Origin of the sequence: Nocardia bovistercoris (genome assembly GCF_015674855.1) — a bacterium.
In the GTDB taxonomy this organism is placed as follows: domain Bacteria; phylum Actinomycetota; class Actinomycetes; order Mycobacteriales; family Mycobacteriaceae; genus Nocardia; species Nocardia bovistercoris.
The window spans coordinates 276,578-296,409 of sequence record NZ_JADMLG010000004.1; the positions used below are offsets into that span (position 1 = coordinate 276,578).

At 67.7% G+C, this 19,832-nt stretch carries 12 protein-coding genes and 1 tRNA gene; 6 read left to right on the plus strand and 7 right to left on the minus strand.

Annotated features, from left to right (window positions below; genetic code table 11):
• Nucleotide 1 precedes the first annotated feature (1 nt).
• The 3 genes from IT779_RS12325 to IT779_RS12335 form a co-directional block, all read right to left on the minus strand.
• A complete protein-coding gene (locus IT779_RS12325; protein WP_196149397.1) occupies nucleotides 2-343 on the minus strand; it encodes a hypothetical protein in 342 nt (113 codons plus the stop codon).
• 41 nt (nucleotides 344-384) lie between these two features.
• Nucleotides 385-1,971, minus strand: a complete 1,587-nt coding sequence (locus IT779_RS12330) for a bifunctional phosphatase PAP2/diacylglycerol kinase family protein (RefSeq protein ID WP_332838768.1) — start codon at nucleotides 1,969-1,971, stop codon at nucleotides 385-387.
• A 64-nt stretch (nucleotides 1,972-2,035) separates the two neighbouring features.
• Nucleotides 2,036-4,072, minus strand: coding sequence for an acyltransferase family protein (locus IT779_RS12335; RefSeq protein ID WP_332838769.1), 2,037 nt, complete (start codon nucleotides 4,070-4,072; stop codon nucleotides 2,036-2,038).
• 281 nt (nucleotides 4,073-4,353) lie between these two features.
• Here IT779_RS12335 and IT779_RS12340 point away from each other — a divergent pair, with 281 nt between their 5' ends.
• Nucleotides 4,354-4,581, plus strand: a complete 228-nt coding sequence (locus IT779_RS12340; RefSeq protein ID WP_196149400.1) for a hypothetical protein — start codon at nucleotides 4,354-4,356, stop codon at nucleotides 4,579-4,581.
• A 5-nt stretch (nucleotides 4,582-4,586) separates the two neighbouring features.
• On the opposite strand, the gene IT779_RS12345 is transcribed toward IT779_RS12340, so the two are convergent.
• The 4 genes from IT779_RS12345 to IT779_RS12360 all read right to left on the minus strand — a co-directional run bounded on the left by IT779_RS12345 (nucleotide 4,587) and on the right by IT779_RS12360 (nucleotide 8,000).
• Nucleotides 4,587-5,423 (minus strand): sterol desaturase family protein, encoded by an 837-nt coding sequence (locus tag IT779_RS12345; RefSeq protein WP_196149401.1) that lies wholly within the window; start codon nucleotides 5,421-5,423, stop codon nucleotides 4,587-4,589.
• Between the two features lie 4 nt (nucleotides 5,424-5,427).
• On the minus strand, nucleotides 5,428-6,141 hold the full coding sequence (locus IT779_RS38770; RefSeq protein ID WP_196149402.1) for a FadR/GntR family transcriptional regulator: 714 nt from the start codon (nucleotides 6,139-6,141) through the stop codon (nucleotides 5,428-5,430).
• Between the two features lie 23 nt (nucleotides 6,142-6,164).
• Nucleotides 6,165-6,797 (minus strand): sigma-70 family RNA polymerase sigma factor, encoded by a 633-nt coding sequence (locus tag IT779_RS12355; protein WP_196149403.1) that lies wholly within the window; start codon nucleotides 6,795-6,797, stop codon nucleotides 6,165-6,167.
• 1,129 nt (nucleotides 6,798-7,926) lie between these two features.
• Nucleotides 7,927-8,000, minus strand: a tRNA-Arg gene (locus IT779_RS12360).
• A gap of 461 nt (nucleotides 8,001-8,461) precedes the next feature.
• Here IT779_RS12360 and IT779_RS12365 point away from each other — a divergent pair.
• The 5 genes from IT779_RS12365 to IT779_RS12385 all read left to right on the plus strand — a co-directional run bounded on the left by IT779_RS12365 (nucleotide 8,462) and on the right by IT779_RS12385 (nucleotide 19,658).
• On the plus strand, nucleotides 8,462-10,420 hold the full coding sequence (locus tag IT779_RS12365; RefSeq protein ID WP_196149663.1) for a cytochrome c oxidase assembly protein: 1,959 nt from the start codon (nucleotides 8,462-8,464) through the stop codon (nucleotides 10,418-10,420).
• 171 nt (nucleotides 10,421-10,591) lie between these two features.
• Nucleotides 10,592-11,818, plus strand: a complete 1,227-nt coding sequence (locus tag IT779_RS12370; protein ID WP_232541668.1) for a pyridoxal-phosphate dependent enzyme — start codon at nucleotides 10,592-10,594, stop codon at nucleotides 11,816-11,818.
• Nucleotides 11,819-12,003: 185 nt separating this feature from the next.
• The gene (locus IT779_RS12375) at nucleotides 12,004-12,519 is read left to right on the plus strand and encodes a single-stranded DNA-binding protein (RefSeq protein WP_196149404.1); all 516 of its coding nucleotides are present in this window, start codon (nucleotides 12,004-12,006) and stop codon (nucleotides 12,517-12,519) included.
• 135 nt (nucleotides 12,520-12,654) lie between these two features.
• The gene (gene ettA, locus IT779_RS12380; RefSeq protein ID WP_196149405.1) at nucleotides 12,655-14,331 is read left to right on the plus strand and encodes an energy-dependent translational throttle protein EttA; all 1,677 of its coding nucleotides are present in this window, start codon (nucleotides 12,655-12,657) and stop codon (nucleotides 14,329-14,331) included.
• A gap of 398 nt (nucleotides 14,332-14,729) precedes the next feature.
• Nucleotides 14,730-19,658, plus strand: coding sequence for an NAD-glutamate dehydrogenase (locus IT779_RS12385; protein WP_196149406.1), 4,929 nt, complete (start codon nucleotides 14,730-14,732; stop codon nucleotides 19,656-19,658).
• The last annotated feature ends 174 nt before the right edge of the window (nucleotides 19,659-19,832 follow it).

Genomic DNA, 19,832 nt, shown 5'->3' on the forward strand with positions numbered 1-19,832 from the left:
GTCAGTTGGTCGTTACGCCGGTCGCGATCCGTACCACGACCTGGTCCTCGGTGACCTCGGTGACGGTCACGTTCATCCCGTCGGCGGGCTGGGTCTCTCCGACGGGAACGCTCACCTGCTTGCCCGCCACCTCGAGGGTGACGATATTGCCGTTCACCGCCACCAGTTTCGCCTCGATGCCGAGCACGCCTGCCTTGGCGTCGACTCCGCGCTGGAAGGTGATGGTGCACCCGTCGATATGGCAGTCGGCTTTGCTGCCCGGCCCATCGACCGTGCAGGCCGCGCCGCCGAACAGCGCCGACAGGGCGAACAGGGACAGGGCGATCGAACGGAGCACGCGCACGTGACAAGTGTAGGGCTCGGGAACCGAACCACGGCAGGGTATTACAGGCCGACCGATCGGTCGTCGGCGCCGCGGCGTCGGTCCCACCACTCGGCGAGCGACCTGCGGTGATGCGGGCGCGCGCGGGTCGCCCAGCGCGGATTTTCCTCGTCGCGACGGTAGGTCGCGACCTGCCCGGCGACCGAGAACCGCAGGTTGGTTGCCTCGCCGAGCACCTCGCCGTCGGCCGCCACGGCCTCCGGTTCGTCCAGTTGCACGATCAATTCGTGGACCTGCTGCTCGCTGTAGACCTTGCTGCGCCCGAAGGCCGCGAGCAGCAGCGCCGCCACCGCCCTGGTCCGGGAGAATTTCAGGTCGGCCCGCAGCCAGCGCACATCCAGCAGGCCGTCGTCGATGCGGGAGCGGAACGCGGGCACCGCGCCGTGCGGGTGGTAGACCCCGTTGCCGACGAAGACGAACCATACGTCGTGCCACTGCTGGTTGAGGCGCACCCGGATCGGTTCGGAGCGGCGCAGGGTGACCACGAGCGCCGCCGCGAACGCGGGCCACTTGCCCCAGCGGTCCTGCCACTTCTCCCGCCGCCGCACCAGGTCCGGATACGCGCCGAGGCTGGCGGTATTGATCCAGTGGTAGGTGCGCGCGCCGTCCGCGCCGCTCAGCTCGAGACCGGCGATGTCGACGCCGACCGCTTCGCCCGCGCCGGTGGCGTCGACCACCTCGAGCAGGTCGTAGACGCCGAGGTCGCGGGCGAAATGGTTGAGCGTGCCGGTGGGGATGACCACCAACGGCAGGTTGTTGCGCAGAGCGACGGCGGCCGCGGCGGCGATGGTGCCGTCACCGCCCGCCGCGCCGACGGCCGCCGGTGCGTCGGTGCGTTCGGCGATGGCCTGTTCCAACTGGTCCACGCAGTCGCGGCCCGGTTCGGTGACCAACACGGTCGCGGCGGGCAGCGCGGCGGCGACATCTTCGGTCGGGTCGTAGCCCGGCGCGCCGGAAACCGGATTCACCAGCAGCACAAGCCCTTTGCCCTCCGCCAACATCGGGACCTCGCGCACGATCCTTGCCTTCGCCTCATCGGATTCGCGCACCGGCCACCAGCGCCGGGTCGCCATCGCGACGGCGCCGCCCACCGTCGCGCCGACCGCAACGTCGGAGGCCCAGTGCACCCCGGTGTGCACGCGCGAATAGGCGACGGTCGCGGCCAGCGGCGCCAGGACGAGTCCGGTGCGCGGTGTCTCGAGCGCGACCGCCGTCGCGAAGGCCACCGCGGCCGCGCTGTGCCCGGACGGGAACGACGAGGACGTTGGCTGGTTCACCAGCCGCCGGTACACCGGAAGCAGTTCCGCGGCCGGTCGGCGCCGCGCCACCAGCGATTTGAGGATCACGTTGACCACGAAACTCGCCCCGCCGAGCGCGACCATGCCGCGCAGCGCGGCGCGACGGGTCGATCCGGGTCGGGTGGCCAGCGCCGCCGCGATGCCGGTCCACAACAGTCCGTAGTCGGCCGTGTGGGTCAGGCGAAGGATTACCGCGTCGGCGGCGGTGGCAGGTAGCTCTGCCACCGCACCGCTGATCGCCCTGTCGATATGACCCACTCGGCGGAAGTTCCGACCCAACCACACGCTCACTCGATCGACATTACCCACCGCGAGCCGGGCCATTCCCCCGTCGCGCGAAGTCGTCGCTCCCGTGTCACCACCATTGGGTCAGCGCGCCCAACCGTTTGCCGAATTCGGGCGCCAGTGACCGCGCGTAGCTGGCGGTGAGGTGATGTTCGTCGCGGTAGATGAGGATATTGCCCTCGACAACGCGGCAGCGGTCGGGTCGGCAGATGGCGTCGGACATGTCGAACGGGAAGACGTTCGGGTACGCGGAGGCGGGTTCGACGGCCGGATCGATCGGGTCGAGCGCGGCATCGCGCGGCATGCCGCAGGTGAAGGCCGTCCCGCGATGGGCAAGACAGTCCGCGGCCCGGTAGAGCACGCCGTCGCGGCGCAGCCGAGGGGTGTCGCGGATGGCGAGTACCCGCAGGCCGCGATCCGACAGCGCCGACCACACGTCGAGGAATTCGGGCGGCACCTCGTCGCCGTCGGCGTGCATGCGATAGCGGGTCGCGGTGGTGAACACCCAGTCCGGCCTGGTCTCGGCGAGCCGGTCGAGCACCTCCTCGGTCCACTCGCGGCATTCCGGGAACGGGAACTCGGCGTAGGAGGGTTGGTCCGACAGCGTCATCGGACAGCCCTCCTTCAGGTAGGTGACCACGCGGAATCCGTGTTCGCGGGCGAGCAGTTCGAAGGCGGGCAGCCAGTGTTCGGAATGCGAACCGCCGACCACCGCGACGGCGCGTTGGGCCTCGGCGTCGCCGTAGGTGCAGACCCTGACCTCGCGATTGGGCGTGATGCACCCGTCGTAGGTGGGCGCGGGCGCGTCGGCGGCCGCTTCGAAGACGGTGGGGCGCATGGTGGCCTGCACCTGCGCGATGCCCTCGTCGAGCAGCGTCGCCGCACCCGGATACCGCGCGGCGTCCAATTCCCGCGGCGGATGCGGCGGATTTGCCCGCAACAGCATCTGCCAGCCGAAGGCGGCCACGAATACGGCGGCGCCGACTCCGACGACGGCCACGCCGACCGCGCGCCGATACCGCGCCGATCCGAGGTCGGCGACCTCGCGGCGCAACCGCAGCGGCGCTTCCACCAGTTGCCTGGTGAGCACGGCCAGCACCAGCGAACAGCCGATGATCAGCACGCCACCGCTGAGTCCAGGGGCGATCTTGCCGTTCTGGGCCAGATAGAAGATGAGCAGAGGCCAATGCCACAGATACAGCGCGTAGGCCAGGCTGCCGAGTTCGGTGCACACGCGGCTCGCGAGCAGCCGGTTCGGCCACGGCAACCTGCCCGCGCCCGCTCCCGCGAGGATCACCGCGAGCGCCGCCGACACCGGGAACAGCGCGGCCGGACCGGGGAACAGATTCGCGCCGTCGATCAGCAATCCGCAGGACAGCACCGCGGCCGACCCGAAGGCGCCGAGGGCCCACCGGATCGGCGTCGGTAGTCGAAGCCCTCCGATGATCACCGCGAGCGCCGCGCCCGCCAGCAACTCCCAGGCGCGCGCCGCGCTGTCGTAGTAGTTCCACGCCTGGTGCCGATCGGACCCGGCTGCCGCGTACCAGAACGACAGGCCGCCGAGCGCCGCGATCGCCAACAGCAGACTCGCGCGTCGCGGGAACGGCCGCAGCCTGCGGGTCAGTACCGCCCACAGCGCGACGAGCAGCAGTATCGCCACGTAGAACTGGCCCTGAATGGCCATCGACCAGAGGTGTTGCAGCGGACTCACCGACGGATCGGGGGCGGCGTAGCTGAGTTCGGCGTCGGCCAGGTACCAGTTCTGGTAGTAGAGCGCGGAGGCGAGGGTCTGCGCGGAGATGTCGCCCCACTGGGTGTAGGGGCGGGTGAACGCGGTGATCACGAGTACGGCGGCCAGCACGACGAACAGCGTCGGCAGCAGTCGGCGCGCGGTGCGGCGCAAGGTCTGCCCGACCCCCACGGTGTCGGTGGCGTCGACCCGGCGCAGCAGCATGCCGGTGAAGAAGAATCCCGACAGCACGAGGAAGACGTCGACGCCGCCCGAGACGCGACCCATCCAGATGTGGAAGCCGACGACGAGCGCGATCGCGATGCCGCGCAGCCCGTCGAGGTCGTCGCGGTGCGTGTCGGCGCGCGGCGACGCCACCGACGCTTGTTTCGGGCCTGCGTGTGATGTGTGTGCGTGCACCCGTGACTCCCGCCGTAACCGTCCGACTCGCGCTCGAATCGGATGTACCGACCAGATTTCCCAGCGAACCTCTCTGCGAACTCCGCAACGATGCCGTACTCGGCACACGTCAGGCAAACCGGAGGTGTCCGGCGAGCGTACGTCAGATTGCCCGTGATCGGCGGATCACCCGCACGGGGTGATGTCGATCCTCGCACGGCGACCGACGATGAACGCGCAACCGCACCGAAGGGAGTGATATGAGCGACACGAAGAAGCGCTCCGTGCTGGCGCGGGTCTCGGCGACCCAGTGGCTCGCCGTCGGCCTGACGATCCTCGCGGTGTTGTTCGTCATAGAGAATCGAGCGAAGGTCTCCATCGAGATCCTGTTGATCGATATCACCGCCCCCATGTGGCTGATCCTGCTGGTGATGTTCGCGATCGGATGGGCCGTCGGCGTGCTGACCCGGCGCCGCGCCCGTGCCTGACCCGCTCAGCGCGGCGCGGTGTCGGGCGTCCAGCCCGGTCCGCGCAACACATGGCCCGCCATGACCCGCCAGTTCGGCGCGGCGCGCAGATCCCGCCAGATCGCGGCGAATTCGTGGGTCGCGACCCGGATCGGGTTGTAGGTGGCGATGTTCTTGGTGAGCCCGTAGCGCACCGGCGTCGTTTCCGGCCGGAACGTGCCGAACAGTCGATCCCAGACAATGAGGATGCCACCGTAGTTGGTGTCGAGATACTCGGTGTTCGACCCGTGGTGCACGCGGTGATGTGAGGGCGTGTTGAAGACGAATTCGATAGGCCGCCAAAGCTTCCCGACCCGTTCGGTGTGGATGAAGAACTGGTACAGCAGACTGATCGACTGCTGGAGCAAGATCATCCACGGCGGAAAACCCAGCAGCGCGAGCGGAAGCCAGTAGGGCAGCGCGGTGAACGGCGTCCACGGCTGGCGCAGTGCGGTGGACAGGTTGTAGAACTCGCTCGAATGGTGCACGACGTGACTGGCCCACAGCACCCGCACGGTGTGGTGGGTCCGGTGGTACCAGTAGAAGGCGATCTCGTCGGCGAAGAACAGCGCGACCCAGGTCAGCGGCTGATCGGCGGGCAGGTGCACGGGCGCGACCAGGTACGCGGCGGCGTAGACGGCCACGAGCACGAGTTTCCAGCCGAGATCGACCACCACGTTGCCGAGTCCCATGAGCACGCTGGTGCGCGCGTCGCGGAACCGGTAGCCGAGGCGGTCGTCGTCGGGCAGGAAGTGGAAGGAGGCGGCCTCCAATGCCAGGCACAGCACGAACACGGGGATGGCGTGGGCGATCAGGTCGAACATCGGGTCACTCGTTCGGTTCGGTCTGCGCGTCGACCAACCCGCTCAGCAGGGTGCAGGCCAGGTCGTAGGCCGTGTCGGCGTCGCCGACGACGATGGCTTCGGCGAGTTGCCGATGCGCCTCGGGATCCACGTACTCCTTGCCGAGGCCGAGCTCGGCGATCCGTTCCATGCCGATGCCCACATAGCCCGCGACCAGTGTGTTGAGCCCGAGGCGGTAGGCCAGGTTGCCGGAGCCGTCGAGGATGGTCACCCAGTAGGCGATATCGCCCGCGACCACCGTGTCGAAGTCCGCGGTCGCCTCCGGGTAGTCGGCGGCCGCGGCCAGGACGGCGGCGCGTTGCGCGGCGTCGGCGTGCTCGGCGCACAGTCGCGCGGCGTCCGAGGCGATGGAGCGGCGCATGACCGCGATGTCGCGCAGAATCCGTTGCGCGGGTACGGCGCCCGACCTCGCCAGCGCGGACAGGATGTCCAACCCCGCGCTGGTCCGCCAGTCCAGAACCCGAGTCTTGCCGCCCTGGCTGACTCGCACCAGACCGCTCTGCTGGAGTCGCTTGACGGCCTCGCGCACGGCGTGCCGATTGACCTCGAAGGTCTCGGCCAGTTCCCGTTCCCCCGGCAGCGCGCCCTCGGGGGCGATGCGGCCGGTCAGGATCGCGTCGACCAACTGGCCGAAGACGACATCGGAGACGGCTGTCCTGGTGACGGCGGTGAATTCCACATCATCAGTGTGCGCCGCTCAGGTCAATTGGTCAACTGGTTGGACCAGTCATTCAGATCGCTGCGCAGTCCGTGCTCCAAATGCTTCAGACCGCAACGGATGCGACTCTTCACCGTCGGCAACGGAATGCCGAGCAGGTCGGCGACCTCGCGATAGGTGCGGTCGCCGTAGAAGGCCAACGCGATCGATTCGCGCTCCAACGCGGTGAGCCTGCCGAGGTGATCTCGCACCGACTGATGGTCGAAACGGGTGTCGACCTGCTCGGTCACGGTGTCGTGCCCCGGTCGGAAATCGGCGGTGCCGTACGCGGAGTCCCGATCGGAACTGGCCTGCTCGGACCGCACCAGATCCACCGCGCGCCGGTGGGTGAGCATCATCAGCCAGGTCATCGGCGCCGACCTCGAACCGTCGTAGCGGTCGGCATTGCTCCACGCCTGCAGATACACCTCCTGCGTGATCTCCTCCGCCATCGACGGACTGCGCACGATCCGCACCGCGAGCCCGAACACCCGGTGGTTGGTCGCACGGTAGAACTCGGTGAACGCGTGCCGATCCCCGGCCGCCGCGGCGTTGAGCAGATCGCCGAGCTGCCGAGGGTGACCGTCCGATCCGGTCCTACGCTCCGACTCGTCCATTTGCTGGATGGTGACTGTCATCGCCTGCTCCGCATCGCAAAAGCCGTTGCCATCAGTGCCCGGAATGCGCGCCACGACCGTTCGCGCGCGACGGACGGAACGCCCGTCGCCGAGTGCCGCTGAGGTATTGCTGGGATCGAGTTACCGCACTGTATGAGTATTCGCCGCCCATCGGGGGGAAATCCGTCCAGATTGGGGGATTTTCAACCATCGAGCCCCGGATATACCGACTTTCGGTACGGAAGTCGACCTGATCGGCCTTTCTGTACCCGTCAACGACGGTGTGGGAGTGGAGATTCCCGCGCCGGTCCGGTCGTGACCGTTTCGATATCCCGGATCGCCGATTCGGACACTTCCATAACTATCGATCAAGATCAGTTGACGAATGAACTATCTCGTGCTTGCGGTGTGAAGCGTTGCGTATCAGGGGGATCGGAGAGTTACGTTCTCTGCCGAGGGTATCGACGCTCCTCGCGTGGGATCTCTGCAAATTGCTGGTCAGTGGCCTGGTTGAGTGGTGCGAGTTCTCGTGCGCGCCTGTGCTGTCGGGCGTGGGCGTCGGTGTGGGCAGTGAATCGCGGATGTGCGCCAACGATTTACGGTTTCCGTGCGTTTGTGGATCGCTGCTGCTGTTTCGCGGATTCCCGGTCCGGTCGTCGTCTATTTTCGAAGGGATTCCGTTCCCTGCATTGCATCGCTGCTGCCTCGAATTCGGTCGATACTTCGCTTGTCGACTCGATATTCGGTGTGTGGGATTGTATTGGCGACGTGCGGTAATGGGATCGGTCGTGCTCTAGACGGTGAGTTATCGTTCATCCGGGTGTTCTGGAGATTCTCTAGGAAATTGCGGTGCGTTCAAATATTGGTTCGCTGCCCGCTGCCCGCTGCCCGCCGCCGTCGCGTCGCTCGGGACCATCTTGCCCGCTCGGTGTCCGCCAAGACTTATGGCGCGAGTGCTGATGCGCGGTCGAGGGTGCCGCCGATGAATGTCGTCGGTTCTGCCGCAGTGTGACTCCGTGTCGGTGTGTCGCTGGTTGCGAACTCCGCGCGCGCACGGGCGCCGAAGATTGATGTATTCGAGGGGTTTGAGAGCGTGGTGGTATGGGTAATCCGGCTCATGACCGGGAGTCCGTCCCGAATCCAATGGTTGCGCCCCCGGCAGGAATCGAACCTGCGACCTAGGGATTAGAAGGCCCTTGCTCTATCCAACTGAGCTACGGAGGCAACGCGTTCCACCTTGGCCGACATCGGCCGTGCTGTCCAGCACAGGCGAGTATAGCGACCGTCCAGGTGGCTAGGTTCTCTGCGTCAGCAACGTGATGGCACCTCGGTTGAACGTCAGGGCTCGCCGACCGCGCGTGTCGGCTCACGCATCAGATTAACCCTTCCGCGCCCGTCGGGGCCACGCGATATCCCCGGCGGGTCCGCGTGTCGTCGCTGGAACTACGCTGAGTCGTATGTCATCGCAGGACCCGTCCACCGAGAACCGCACGTCGGATGCGGCCGGTTCAGGGACTGTGGAAAACCGGGAGGCTGTGCCAAACCGGGAAGCCGTGCCAAACCGGGAGGCTGTGGAAGACCGGGAGGCTGTGGAAGACCGGGAAGCCGTGGGAGCGGGTGAGCCGGACTCGGGAGATCCAGGGGCGGTGGCGCGGCGGGGAGCGGCGGGAAACTTCGCGGTGCTGATGGCCATCGCAGGCGGGGTGGCGGCCGTGGTCGCGGCGCTGGTGGTCGGGCTGTCGGCGGCGCACGCGTTGAGTCTGCTCGGTATTCCTGATCCGGGGCCGCTGACCACCTACGGCCTGCCCGCGCTGCGCGCGCTCGCCGATCTGTCGGCCGCGCTCACGGTCGGCGCGCTGCTGTTCGCGGCCTTCCTCGCGCCGCCGCAACCGGGCGGCCTGCTCGATGTCGGCGGCTATCGGGCGGTGCGGCGCGCCTCGTATTTCGCGGTGGCCTGGGCGTGTTGCGCGGCGCTGCTGGTGCCGCTCACCGTGTCGGACACCACGGGGCAACCGGTAGGCGATGTATTGCGGCCGGAACAGCTGTGGCGGGCGATCGATCAGATCGACCTGGCCGAGGCGTGGCGGACCACCGCCGTATTCGCGCTGATCGTCGCCGTCGGATGCCGGATCGCGCTGCGCTGGCGGTGGACGCCGGTGCTGTTCGGCGCGTCCGTCGTCACCATGATGCCGCTGGCGCTGACCGGGCATTCGTCCTCGGGCGGTTCGCACGATGTCGCCACCAACAGCCTGATCCTGCACCTGGTCGCGGCGGCGGTCTGGGTGGGCGGATTGTTCGCGGTACTCGCCTACGCGATGCGCGGCGGTGCGCACACCGGACTCGCGGCGCGCCGATTCTCGCTGGTCGCGACGGTCGCGTTCGTCGTGATCGGGGTCAGCGGTGTGATCAATTCGTGGGTGCGAGTGCCCGCGGACGAGTTGTTCGACACCACCTACGGCCGTCTGGTGCTGGCGAAAGCCGCGGCGCTGCTGATACTCGGATGCGTCGGATTCCTGCAACGGCGCGCCGCATTGCCCGCGCTGGCCGCCGACCCGCGCAGTCGCGGGGCGCTCATCAGGTTCGGCGGTGTCGAGGCGCTGATCTTCGCGGCCACCATGGGGCTCGCGGTCGGGCTCGGCCGCACGCCGCCGCCCGCGCCGCGCTCGATTCCGACACCGGCCGAGGTCGAACTCGGTTACGACCTCGCCGGACCGCCGACCGCCACGCGGCTGCTCGTCGATTGGCGTTTCGACCTGATCTTCGGCACCGCCGCGATCGTGCTCGCGGTGCTGTACCTGCTCGGGGTGCGGCGACTGCGCGCTCGCGGCGACAGCTGGCCGGTCGGCCGAACCCTGGCGTGGCTGTCCGGCTGCGCGGTGCTGCTGCTCGCGACCTCATCCGGCATCGGCCGGTATTCGCCCGCGATGTTCAGCGTGCACATGGGCCAGCACATGGCGCTGTCGATGCTCGCGCCGATCCTGCTCGCCCTCGGCGGCGCGGTCACGCTGGCGTTGCGCGCCCTGCCGCCCTCGGGCCGCGACGCACCGCCGGGACCGCGGGAATGGATTCTGGCGGCGGTGCACAATCCGGTGTCGCGAGTGCTGACCCATCCGATCGTCGCCTCGGTGATCTTCGTCGGCGGCTTCTACGCGCTGTACATGGGCGGAATCTACGACTCCTTCGTGGATTCGCACGCCGCCCACCTGCTGATGAACATCCACTTCCTGCTCAGCGGCTACCTGTTCTACTGGGTGGTGATCGGCATCGATCCGAAGCCCCGCCAGGTCGAGCCGCTCACCAAACTCGCGATGGTCTTCGGCTCGTTGCCTTTCCACGCATTCTTCGGCATCGCGCTGATGAGTATGACCACGGTGATGGGCGGCTGGTTCTTCCGCGGACTCGGATTGGATTGGCACAGCGACCTGCTCGCCGACCAGCGCACCGGCGGCAGCTTCGCCTGGGCAAGCGGTGAGATACCGCTGGTCGTTGTGATGCTCGCGCTGCTGGTGCAGTGGTCGCGCAGCGACGCCAGACTGGCCAAGCGCACCGACCGGGCCGCCGACCGCGACAACGACGCCGAACTCTCGGCGCACAACGCCATGTACGCCGAACTCGCGAAACGAGATCGTGAGGTACGCAAGTGAATTGCGGGCAAACTACAGGTGGGCGCGCCCGGATCGTCGGGTGTTGAGCGGATCGGGTCGACCTCGGGCACGATGGATGCCGAGACCCGGATACGACGTGCGGTCGATCGTGAGTGAGCGGAATTTTGGCTGTATCTGAACCAGGCACCGGCGCCGAACGCGGCGGTTCCCATGGCGTCCACCGAGCCGTTGTCGAGGCTTGCCGCGGGGAGGCTGTCGCGGTTCGCCGCGGGCAGGCTGTGGCGGCTCGCCGCGGTGCCGTTGTCGCGATTCGCCGCGGGAATGTTGTCGCGGTTCGCCGCGGGAATGTTGTCGCGGTTCGCCGCGGGAATGTTGTCGCGGTTCGCCGCCGGAATGTTGTCGCGGCTCGCCGCGGTGGCGCCGGACGCGGTGTGTGCCGCGTGGAATCGTCTTGAGCGGGCGGGTCGCGTGGTGAGTGAACGCGGCGCGGTCGATTCCGGTGCCGACGAATTCGGCGCGACCGGGCGGGTGACGCGCACGGATGTGCGGGCGGCGCGCAGGCGGGTTTCGGGGCGGGTGCGCGAGACCCCGGTGTTCCACACCTCGGTGGCGGGGCCGAACGGCCCGGTGCCAGTCACGCTGAAACTCGAATATCTGCAGTACGGCGGCACTTTCAAGGTGCGCGGCAGCTACAACACGCTGCTCGGCTCGGCCGTGGTCACCGAACGCGTCGTGATCGCCTCGGGCGGCAACGCCGGGATCGCCGCGGCCGTGGCGACCGCGCGCCTCGGCATCGGCTGCACGGTGGTTGTGCCGGAATCGGCGCCGCATCACAAGGTGGCGGCGATGTGGTCGCACGGCGCGGAGGTGCTGTGGCACGGCGCGACCTACACCGAGGCGTACCGGTACGCGGGCGAATTGGCGGTGGAGCGCGGTTCGACGCAGTTACACGCCGAGGATCTGCCCGCGGTCGTCGCGGGTGCGGGTGCGGTGGCCCTGGAGTTGGAGGAACAGGTACGCGGCAGGCCACCGGTGCTGATCGCGGTGGGCGGCGGTGCGCTGGTGGCGGGTGCGGCGGCCGCGCTGGGGAGTCGGCAGCGGGTCATCGGGGTCGAGCCGGTCGGGCTGCCCGCCATGCACACCGCGCTCGGGCTCGATCCGCAGGCGGGCGCGCCGCGGCCGGATGTGCTCGAGGTCGATCGGATCGGCGGGGTGACGCTCGCGACGGCGCGTCACCACGGTGTGCGGTCGCTGCTGGTCAGCGACGACGCGGTCGGGGTGGCGCGCGACTACCTGTGGCGAGAGTTCCGCATCGTGGTCGAGCCGACGGGCGCGACGGCGCTGGCCGCGATCCACAGCGGCGCCTATGTGCCCCCGCCGGGGGAGCGGCCGGTGGTCGTGTTGTGCAGCGCCAATACCGAGGTCACCGCCCTGTGATTCGAGGTGCCCGGTTCGGCGCGGCCGGTCTGGACCGAATCGGCCGTTGTTCACATTCGGGGAAGTTCTCCACATTCACGCTGCGCGCATGCCGCGTCCGCGTTCGCCGATGCAGGCTGAAAGGGCCTCGCCGAGCGGGGCGGACAGCGCCGGGATTCCCGGTCAGGATGCGAAGGGGCGCAATCATGTACGAAGCGATGGCAACCGTGATCGGCACTGTGGTCACTCACCCGACCAAACGGGATCTGCACACCGGCGAACAGGTGCTCACCTTCCGGGTGGCGAGCAACTCCCGCCGGTACGACCAGGCCAGTGGTGAATGGGTCGACAATGGAACACTCTTCCTCACGGTGAGCTGCTGGCGCAGGCTGGTCATCGGGGTCGACGCCTCGATCAAGCGCGGCGATCCCGTTGTGGTCTACGGGCAGTTGCGTTCGCACGAATACCGCACCAAGGACGGGGTGGAGCGCCGCGATCTGGAGATGCGGGCCAGCGCTGTCGGCCCGGATCTGACGCGGTGCACCGCGCGGATCGTGCGCGCATCGGAGACCGCTTCGGAGTCGGGCGGCGTCATACGGAATACTGGTGCCGGATCGAGCGCTGAAGACGATGCGCGCGTCGGCCATGGCCTGGGGGACACCGCAGCGACCGTGCCTTCCGCATCGACCCGGAGCGCTGAACCGGAGTCCGTACGCGCCTGAGTTCGCCCGCGAAAGCATTCGGTGAACAGGGCCGATACGGCCCGTAGGCACTCACGCGCCCGGTCGGAATCGACCCGGGCGCGGCGGGTGGCGCTGCCCGAGTCCACCGTTCCCCAGACCGATAGGCTTCCGTTTATGGCTGAGTTCATTTATCAGATGAAGAAGGTTCGCAAGGCGCACGGTGACAAGGTCGTGCTCGACGATGTCACCTTGAACTTCCTTCCCGGCGCCAAGATCGGTGTCGTCGGCCCGAACGGCGCGGGTAAATCCAGCGTGCTGAAGATCATGGCCGGACTGGACCAGCCGAACAACGGTGAGGCATTCCTGGCGCCGGGGGCGACGGTGGGCATCCTGCAGCAGGAGCCGCCGCTGAACGAGGAGAAGACGGTCCGCGGCAATGTCGAGGAAGGCCTCGGCGAGATCAAGGTGAAGCTCGATCGCTTCAACGAGATCGCCGAGCTGATGGCCACCGACTACTCCGACGAGCTCATGGACGAGATGGGTAAACTCCAGGAGGATCTGGACCACGCCGATGCCTGGGATATCGACTCCCAGCTCGAGCAGGCCATGGACGCGCTGCGCTGCCCGCCGCCCGAGGAGCCGGTCACCAAACTCTCCGGTGGTGAGCGCCGCCGTGTCGCGCTGTGCAAGCTGCTGCTCAGCAAGCCCGACCTGTTGCTGCTCGACGAGCCGACCAACCATCTCGACGCCGAGTCGGTGAACTGGCTCGAACAGCATCTCGCGCAGTACCAGGGCGCCGTGCTCGCGGTCACCCACGACCGGTACTTCCTCGACAATGTCGCGGGCTGGATCCTGGAGCTCGACCGCGGCCGCGCCTACCCCTACGAGGGCAACTACTCCACCTACCTGGAGAAGAAGGCCGAGCGGCTCGAGGTCCAGGGCAAGAAGGACCAGAAACTCCAGAAGCGCCTCAAGGAGGAGCTGGCCTGGGTGCGTTCCGGCGCCAAGGCTCGTCAGGCCAAGAACAAGGCGCGTCTCGGTCGGTACGAGGAGATGGCGGCCGAGGCCGAGAAGCACCGGAAGTTGGATTTCGAGGAGATCCAGATCCCGGCCGGTCCCCGGCTCGGCAATGTGGTCGTCGAGGTCTCGAACCTGGACAAGGGATTCGGCGATCGTCAGCTCATCAAGGATCTGTCGTTCACGTTGCCGCGCAACGGCATCGTCGGTGTGATCGGCCCGAACGGCGTCGGCAAGACCACGCTGTTCAAGACCATCGTCGGGCTCGAGCAGGCCGACAGCGGCGAGGTCAAGGTCGGCGAGACGGTCAAGCTGAGCTATGTCGACCAGAATCGCGCAGGCATCGACCCGAAGAAGAACGTCTGGCAGGTGGTCTCCGACGGGCTCGACTTCATCGAGGTCGGCAATCAGGAGATGCCATCGCGCGCCTACGTGAGCGCGTTCGGGTTCAAGGGCCCCGACCAGCAGAAGCCCGCGGGCGTGCTCTCCGGCGGTGAGCGCAACCGGCTGAATCTGGCGTTGACGCTCAAGCAGGGCGGCAACCTGATCCTGCTCGACGAACCGACCAACGACCTCGATGTCGAAACCCTCGGATCGCTGGAGAACGCGCTCGAACAGTTCCCTGGCTGCGCCGTTGTCATCTCCCACGACCGCTGGTTCCTCGACCGCACCTGCACCCACATCCTGGCCTGGGAGGGCGATGTGGACAACGAGGCCAAGTGGTTCTGGTTCGAGGGCAACTTCGAGGCGTACGAGGCGAACAAGATCGAGCGGCTCGGGCCGGAAGCGGCTCGCCCGCACCGGGTTACGCATCGCAAGCTGACCCGCGACTGAGTGCGTGGACGGCGGGGGCGGCACGGGTGCGTGTCGGCCCCGCCGAACGCCGCGGTTCCGCGCGGAACCGCGGCGCGAGGGGGTTGCTCGGACTCGCCGCCGAAGGATGCCTCGACATCCTTCACTACCCGTCGGTACTCGATAGGGTGGGTTACGTGCATGCGCAGGCGCTGTCCGAACACAGGGTGGTTCCCACTTCCGACGCGCCGTCATGACGGTTGCCGGATCCGATCGAGAGCTGTGCCGAGTCGAGCCACTCGGCAATCCTGCGGCGAATATCGAAATCGTGGTGAACACCCTGGGATTCAAAGGGATTTCACCCTTTGGTCTCCGACGCGCAGCTACTCTCGGACCGGCGTCACTTTGTTACGGAACCGAATCCGAGGAGTTGGCGAAAAATGACGGTCTCGTCCGAATTGTCCAGTGCGGCGTGGGCCGCCGGATTGCCGCAGTCACTGCGCGGCGATCTGGCGACTCTCGAAGAGGCGTATTTCCGCCACGTCGACGCGGGCGATGTGGACTGCGCGATCACCGGGATCACCCAGATCTTCCGGCGGCATCTGGAACTGGCGACAGCGCGGCCGGTCGGACGAACACTGGTGCGTGTTTATCAGCCCGATGACGGTACCGGCCTAGGTCCGGCTGTTCAGCTGGTGACCGACGATATGGGCCTGTTGGTCGAATCGGTGACCTCCTCCCTGACGCGGATGGGTGTCAGCATCAGCGAGGTCATCCACCCCATCTTCGAGGTCGAGCGCGACGCGGAATCTCGGCTGGTGCACGCGGCGCCGCACGAGGTGGACGGCAACAACGCCGTCACCGGGGTGCGCGAGTCCTGGATGCACCTGCAACTGCATCCATCGACCACCGGTGAACTCCTGACGCGGATCGAGCAGACGATGCCGATCGTGGTCACCGACGTGCGGCAGGTCAACAGCGATACCGACGCGATGCGGGCGGTGCAGCGAAACCTCGCCGACCACCTCGAGCAGGCCGCGAAATCGGAGTCGGCTCCGTTCGGCGAGACCGACCTGCGCGATACCGCCGACCTGCTGCGCTGGCTCGGCAGCGGCAACTTCACCGTGCTCGGCTACGCGCGCTACCGCCTCGAAGGCAACCGGGACCAGACCACGTCCAACGCGCTGCCCGGCACCTGCCTCGGGGTGCTGCGGCCCGATGTCGGCACCGACTTCCGCGTGCCCGTGCACGACGGCGACCGCCCGCTGCTGATGCTCACCCAGGGCCTGGTCCCGGCCACCGTGCACCGCTCGGTCTACCCGTACTTCATCGGCGTCGCCGACTTCGACGAATCCGGCGCGGTCGTCGGCGACCACCTGTTCATCGGGGTGTTCACCGTCACCGCGGTGCACGAGAACGTGCTCGACATCCCGGTGATCGAGCGCCACGTGCACGCGGCCATCGAGCAGAGCGGCTTCGACCTGGAATCTTTCTCGGGGCAGGCCATGCTCGAGGTCATCCAGTCCTTCCCGCGCACCGAACTGTTCTCCTCCGACGCCGAGACCATGCGCCGGACCGCGAACGCGGTGCTCAATGTCGGACTGCGCCGCCAGGTGAAGCTGTTCATGCGCGCCGACGGCTACGGCAGATTCGTCGCCTGCCTGGTCTACCTGCCGCGTGATCGCTACACCACGCGGGTGCGCCTCGAGATGCAGGACATCCTGGTGCGCGAACTGGGCGGCGTCTCCATCGACTACTCGGCGCGGGTCAGCGAGAGCGAGCTGGCGAGCGTCTACTTCACGGTGCGGCTGCCCGACAGCGGCACGCGGGAGACGCCTGCGCCCGCCGACACCACCGAGACCAACCGCATCAGGATCCAGCGCCTGCTCGCCGAGGCGAGCAATACCTGGGACGACCACCTCAACGATCAACTCAACACCGCGTCGGCGATCGCGCCCGCGATCGTCCACCGTTATGCCGAAGCCTTCCCCGAGGGCTACAAACAGGATTTCGCGCCCGCGCGCGCATTGGGCGACATCAGACGCCTGGAACGGCTCTCCGACGGTTCGATCGTGCAGAACCTGTACCGCAAGTCCGGTTCGGACCCGGGGTCGTGGCGCTTCAGCCTCTACATCGCGGGCACCGGCATCTCGTTGAGTCAGGTACTGCCGGTCTTGCAGAGCCTCGGCGTCGAGGTGGTCGACGAGCGGCCATACCAGATCATGCTCGAACCCGCGGTCTCCGGTGAACCGGCCGTCGAGCGCTGGATCTACGATTTCGGCCTGCTCGCGCGTCCCGAACTGCTGCGCAGCGCGCTCGACCGCGATCTCGACGCCGAACTGCTCGAATCGTCGGCCCGCGCGGACGCGCTGGAAGCCGAGGTCCGCGGCCTGCGTGAACGCTTCACCGACGCCTTCGAGGCCATGTGGCACGGCCGCGCCGAAGCCGACGGGCTCAACGAACTCGTCCTGCGGGCCAGGCTGCCATGGCGCGCGGTCGCGATCCTGCGCACCTATGCGAAATATCTCCAGCAGGCCGACTTCCCCTACAGCCAGGCCAATATCGCGCGTGTCCTGCTCACCTATCCCGATGTGGCACGTCTGTTCGTCGACCTGTTCACCGCGCGTTTCGATCCGGATACCTGTTCCGCCGAACACGCCGAGGACCTCGAGGCGCAGGTGCGCGCGCGCATCGACGAGGTGGTCAGCCTCGACGCCGACCGCATCCTGCGCGCCATGCTCGGGCTGATCAAGGCGACCCTGCGCACCAACTACTACGTCACCGACGCCGATGGCGCGGTGCGCGAGCACATCTCGATGAAGGTGGAACCCCGCGAGATCAGCGAATTGCGCAAGCCGAGACCGCAATTCGAGATCTTCGTCTACTCGCCTCGGGTGGAGGGCGTGCACCTGCGCTTCGGTTCGGTGGCCCGCGGCGGCCTGCGCTGGTCGGATCGCCTGGAGGATTTCCGCACCGAGATCCTCGGCCTGGTCAAGGCGCAGGCGGTCAAGAACGCGGTGATCGTCCCGGTCGGCGCCAAGGGCGGATTCGTGGTCAAGCAGCCGCCCGCCGCGACCGGCGATCCCGGCGCCGACCGGCAGGCGCTGAGCGCGGAGGGCGTGGCCTGCTACCGCACGTTCATCTCCGGCCTGCTCGACCTCACCGACAATGTGGACAGGGTCACCGGTGCCGTGCTGCCGCCCGCGCGGGTGGTGCGCCGCGACGGTGACGACACCTACCTGGTGGTCGCCGCCGACAAGGGCACCGCCACCTTCTCCGACATCGCCAACGAGGTCGCGCAGCGCTACGGCTTCTGGCTCGGCGACGCCTTCGCCTCGGGCGGATCGGCGGGCTATGACCACAAGGCGATGGGCATCACCGCCAAGGGCGCGTGGGAGAGCGTCAAGCGCCACTTCGCCGAGATGAACATCGACACCCAGACCCAGGATTTCACCGTGGTCGGCGTCGGCGACATGAGCGGTGACGTCTTCGGCAACGGCATGCTGCTCTCCGAGCACATCCGGCTGGTCGCGGCCTTCGACCACCGGCACATCTTCCTCGACCCGAATCCCGACGCCGCGCGCTCCTACGCCGAGCGGCAGCGGATGTTCGGGCTGGCGCGCTCCTCCTGGGCCGACTACGACACCGCGCTGATCAGCGCGGGCGGCGGCGTGTGGGATCGCACGGTCAAGGCGGTGCCGATCAGCCCGCAGGCGCGCGCCGCGCTCGGCCTCGCCGACGATGTGCAGTCGCTCTCGCCGCCCGACCTGGTGCGCGCCATCCTGCTCGCCCCGGTGGGGCTGCTCTGGAACGGCGGCATCGGCACCTACGTCAAGGCGTCGACGGAAACCAATGCCGAGGTCGGCGACAAATCCAACGATCCGGTGCGGGTCGACGGTAACCAGTTGCGGGTCAAGGTGATCGGCGAGGGCGGCAACCTCGGCGCGACGGCGCTGGGACGCATCGAGTTCTGCCGCCGCGGCGGCAAGATGAACACCGATGCCCTCGACAACTCCGCCGGTGTGGACTGCTCCGACCACGAGGTCAACATCAAGGTGCTGCTCGACGGCGTGGTGTCGAGCGGTCTGCTGCCGGAACCGGAGCGCAATCCGCTGCTCGCCTCGATGACCGACGATGTCGCGCAGATGGTGCTGCGCGACAACGTTTCCCAGAACTTCCTGATGGGCATCTCGCGCTACGAGGCGCCGCGCATGCTCAGCGTCACCAAGCGGGTGATCGAGGATCTGGAGCAGCGTCGCGGACTCGATCGCGAACTGGAGGCGCTGCCCTCCAACGCGGAGATCAAGCGCAGACAGGAAGAGGGCACCGGCCTGGCCTCACCGGAACTCGCCAACCTGATGGCGCACGTGAAGTTGTCGCTCAAAGCGGATCTGCTCGCGTCGGAACTGCCCGATACCTCGTATTTCGCCAACCGGCTTCCCGAGTACTTCCCCGCGGCGATGCGGACCAGATTCGGCGCGGCGATCAAGAAGCACCGGCTGCGCCGGGAGATCGTCACCACGATGATCGTCAACGAGATGGTCGACCACGGCGGGATCAGCTACGCGCACCGGCTGAACGAGGAGGTCGGCGCCACCACCACCGACGCCGTGCGCGCCTTCGCGGCGGCGGGCCAGATCTTCGGCCTGAACGACATCTGGACCAGGATCAGGGCGGCCGACACCTCAACCTCGGTCCGCGACGCGCTGGAACTCGAGACCAAGCGCACCCTCGACCGCGCCTCACGCTGGCTGTTGAGCAACCGCCCGCAGCCGATCGCGGTGGGCGCGGAGATCAATCGCTACAGCCGGGGCGTGCGCGAACTGGCGCCGAAGGTGCCGGGCTGGTTGCGCGTGCACCACGTCTCGACGCTCACCGACCACGCGGGCGAGCTCATCGCCCGCGGCGCGCCCGCCGATCTGGCCACCGAGGTCTTCGGCCTGTTGAATCAGTTCTCGCTGCTCGACGTGCTCGATATCGCGGATATCACCGACCGCGACGGTGACGAGGTCGGCTCGCTGTACTACGCGCTCAACGACCACCTCAAGATCGACTGGCTGCTCGAGGCCGTCACCCACCTCGAGCGCGGCGACCGGTGGCATGCGCTGGCCAGGTTGGCGCTGCGCGACGACATGTACAGCTCACTGCGCTCGCTCACCCTCGACGTGCTCTCCGCGGGCGATCCCGAGGAGACCGCCGACGAGAAGATCGCGTACTGGGAGTCCAAGAACCAGTCCAGGCTCGGTCGCGCGCGTGCGGCGCTGTCGGAACTGTTCGAATCCGGCACCCACGATCTGGCAACGCTGTCGGTGGCGGCGCGTCAGGTGCGCAGCATGGTCAGCGGTGTCGGGGCGCAGTCCGAACGCTGAGTGAGTTACGGCCGGGCGCGTGCGCGGCGCGTCCGGCCGAATCATGTTACGGTTCCAGGGATATCGCGGGCAGTGCCGTATCTCGTACGCGCCGAATTCCGGCTGCCGCGTGCCCCGTGACCGTCGGTGTTTCGGAGATTGCGATACTGAGTGCCGCGGATCGGTCCCGCCACC

Coding starts and splice junctions, on each gene's coding strand:
- IT779_RS12340 (WP_196149400.1), top strand. CDS start 4,354: ATGAGCGACACGAAGAAGCGCTCCGTGCTGGCGCGGGTCTCGGCGACC.
- IT779_RS12345 (WP_196149401.1), bottom strand. CDS start 5,423: ATGTTCGACCTGATCGCCCACGCCATCCCCGTGTTCGTGCTGTGCCTG.
- IT779_RS12355 (WP_196149403.1), bottom strand. CDS start 6,797: ATGACAGTCACCATCCAGCAAATGGACGAGTCGGAGCGTAGGACCGGA.
- IT779_RS12365 (WP_196149663.1), top strand. CDS start 8,462: ATGGCCATCGCAGGCGGGGTGGCGGCCGTGGTCGCGGCGCTGGTGGTC.
- IT779_RS12370 (WP_232541668.1), top strand. CDS start 10,592: ATGGCGTCCACCGAGCCGTTGTCGAGGCTTGCCGCGGGGAGGCTGTCG.
- IT779_RS12375 (WP_196149404.1), top strand. CDS start 12,004: ATGTACGAAGCGATGGCAACCGTGATCGGCACTGTGGTCACTCACCCG.
- ettA (WP_196149405.1), top strand. CDS start 12,655: ATGGCTGAGTTCATTTATCAGATGAAGAAGGTTCGCAAGGCGCACGGT.
- IT779_RS12385 (WP_196149406.1), top strand. CDS start 14,730: ATGACGGTCTCGTCCGAATTGTCCAGTGCGGCGTGGGCCGCCGGATTG.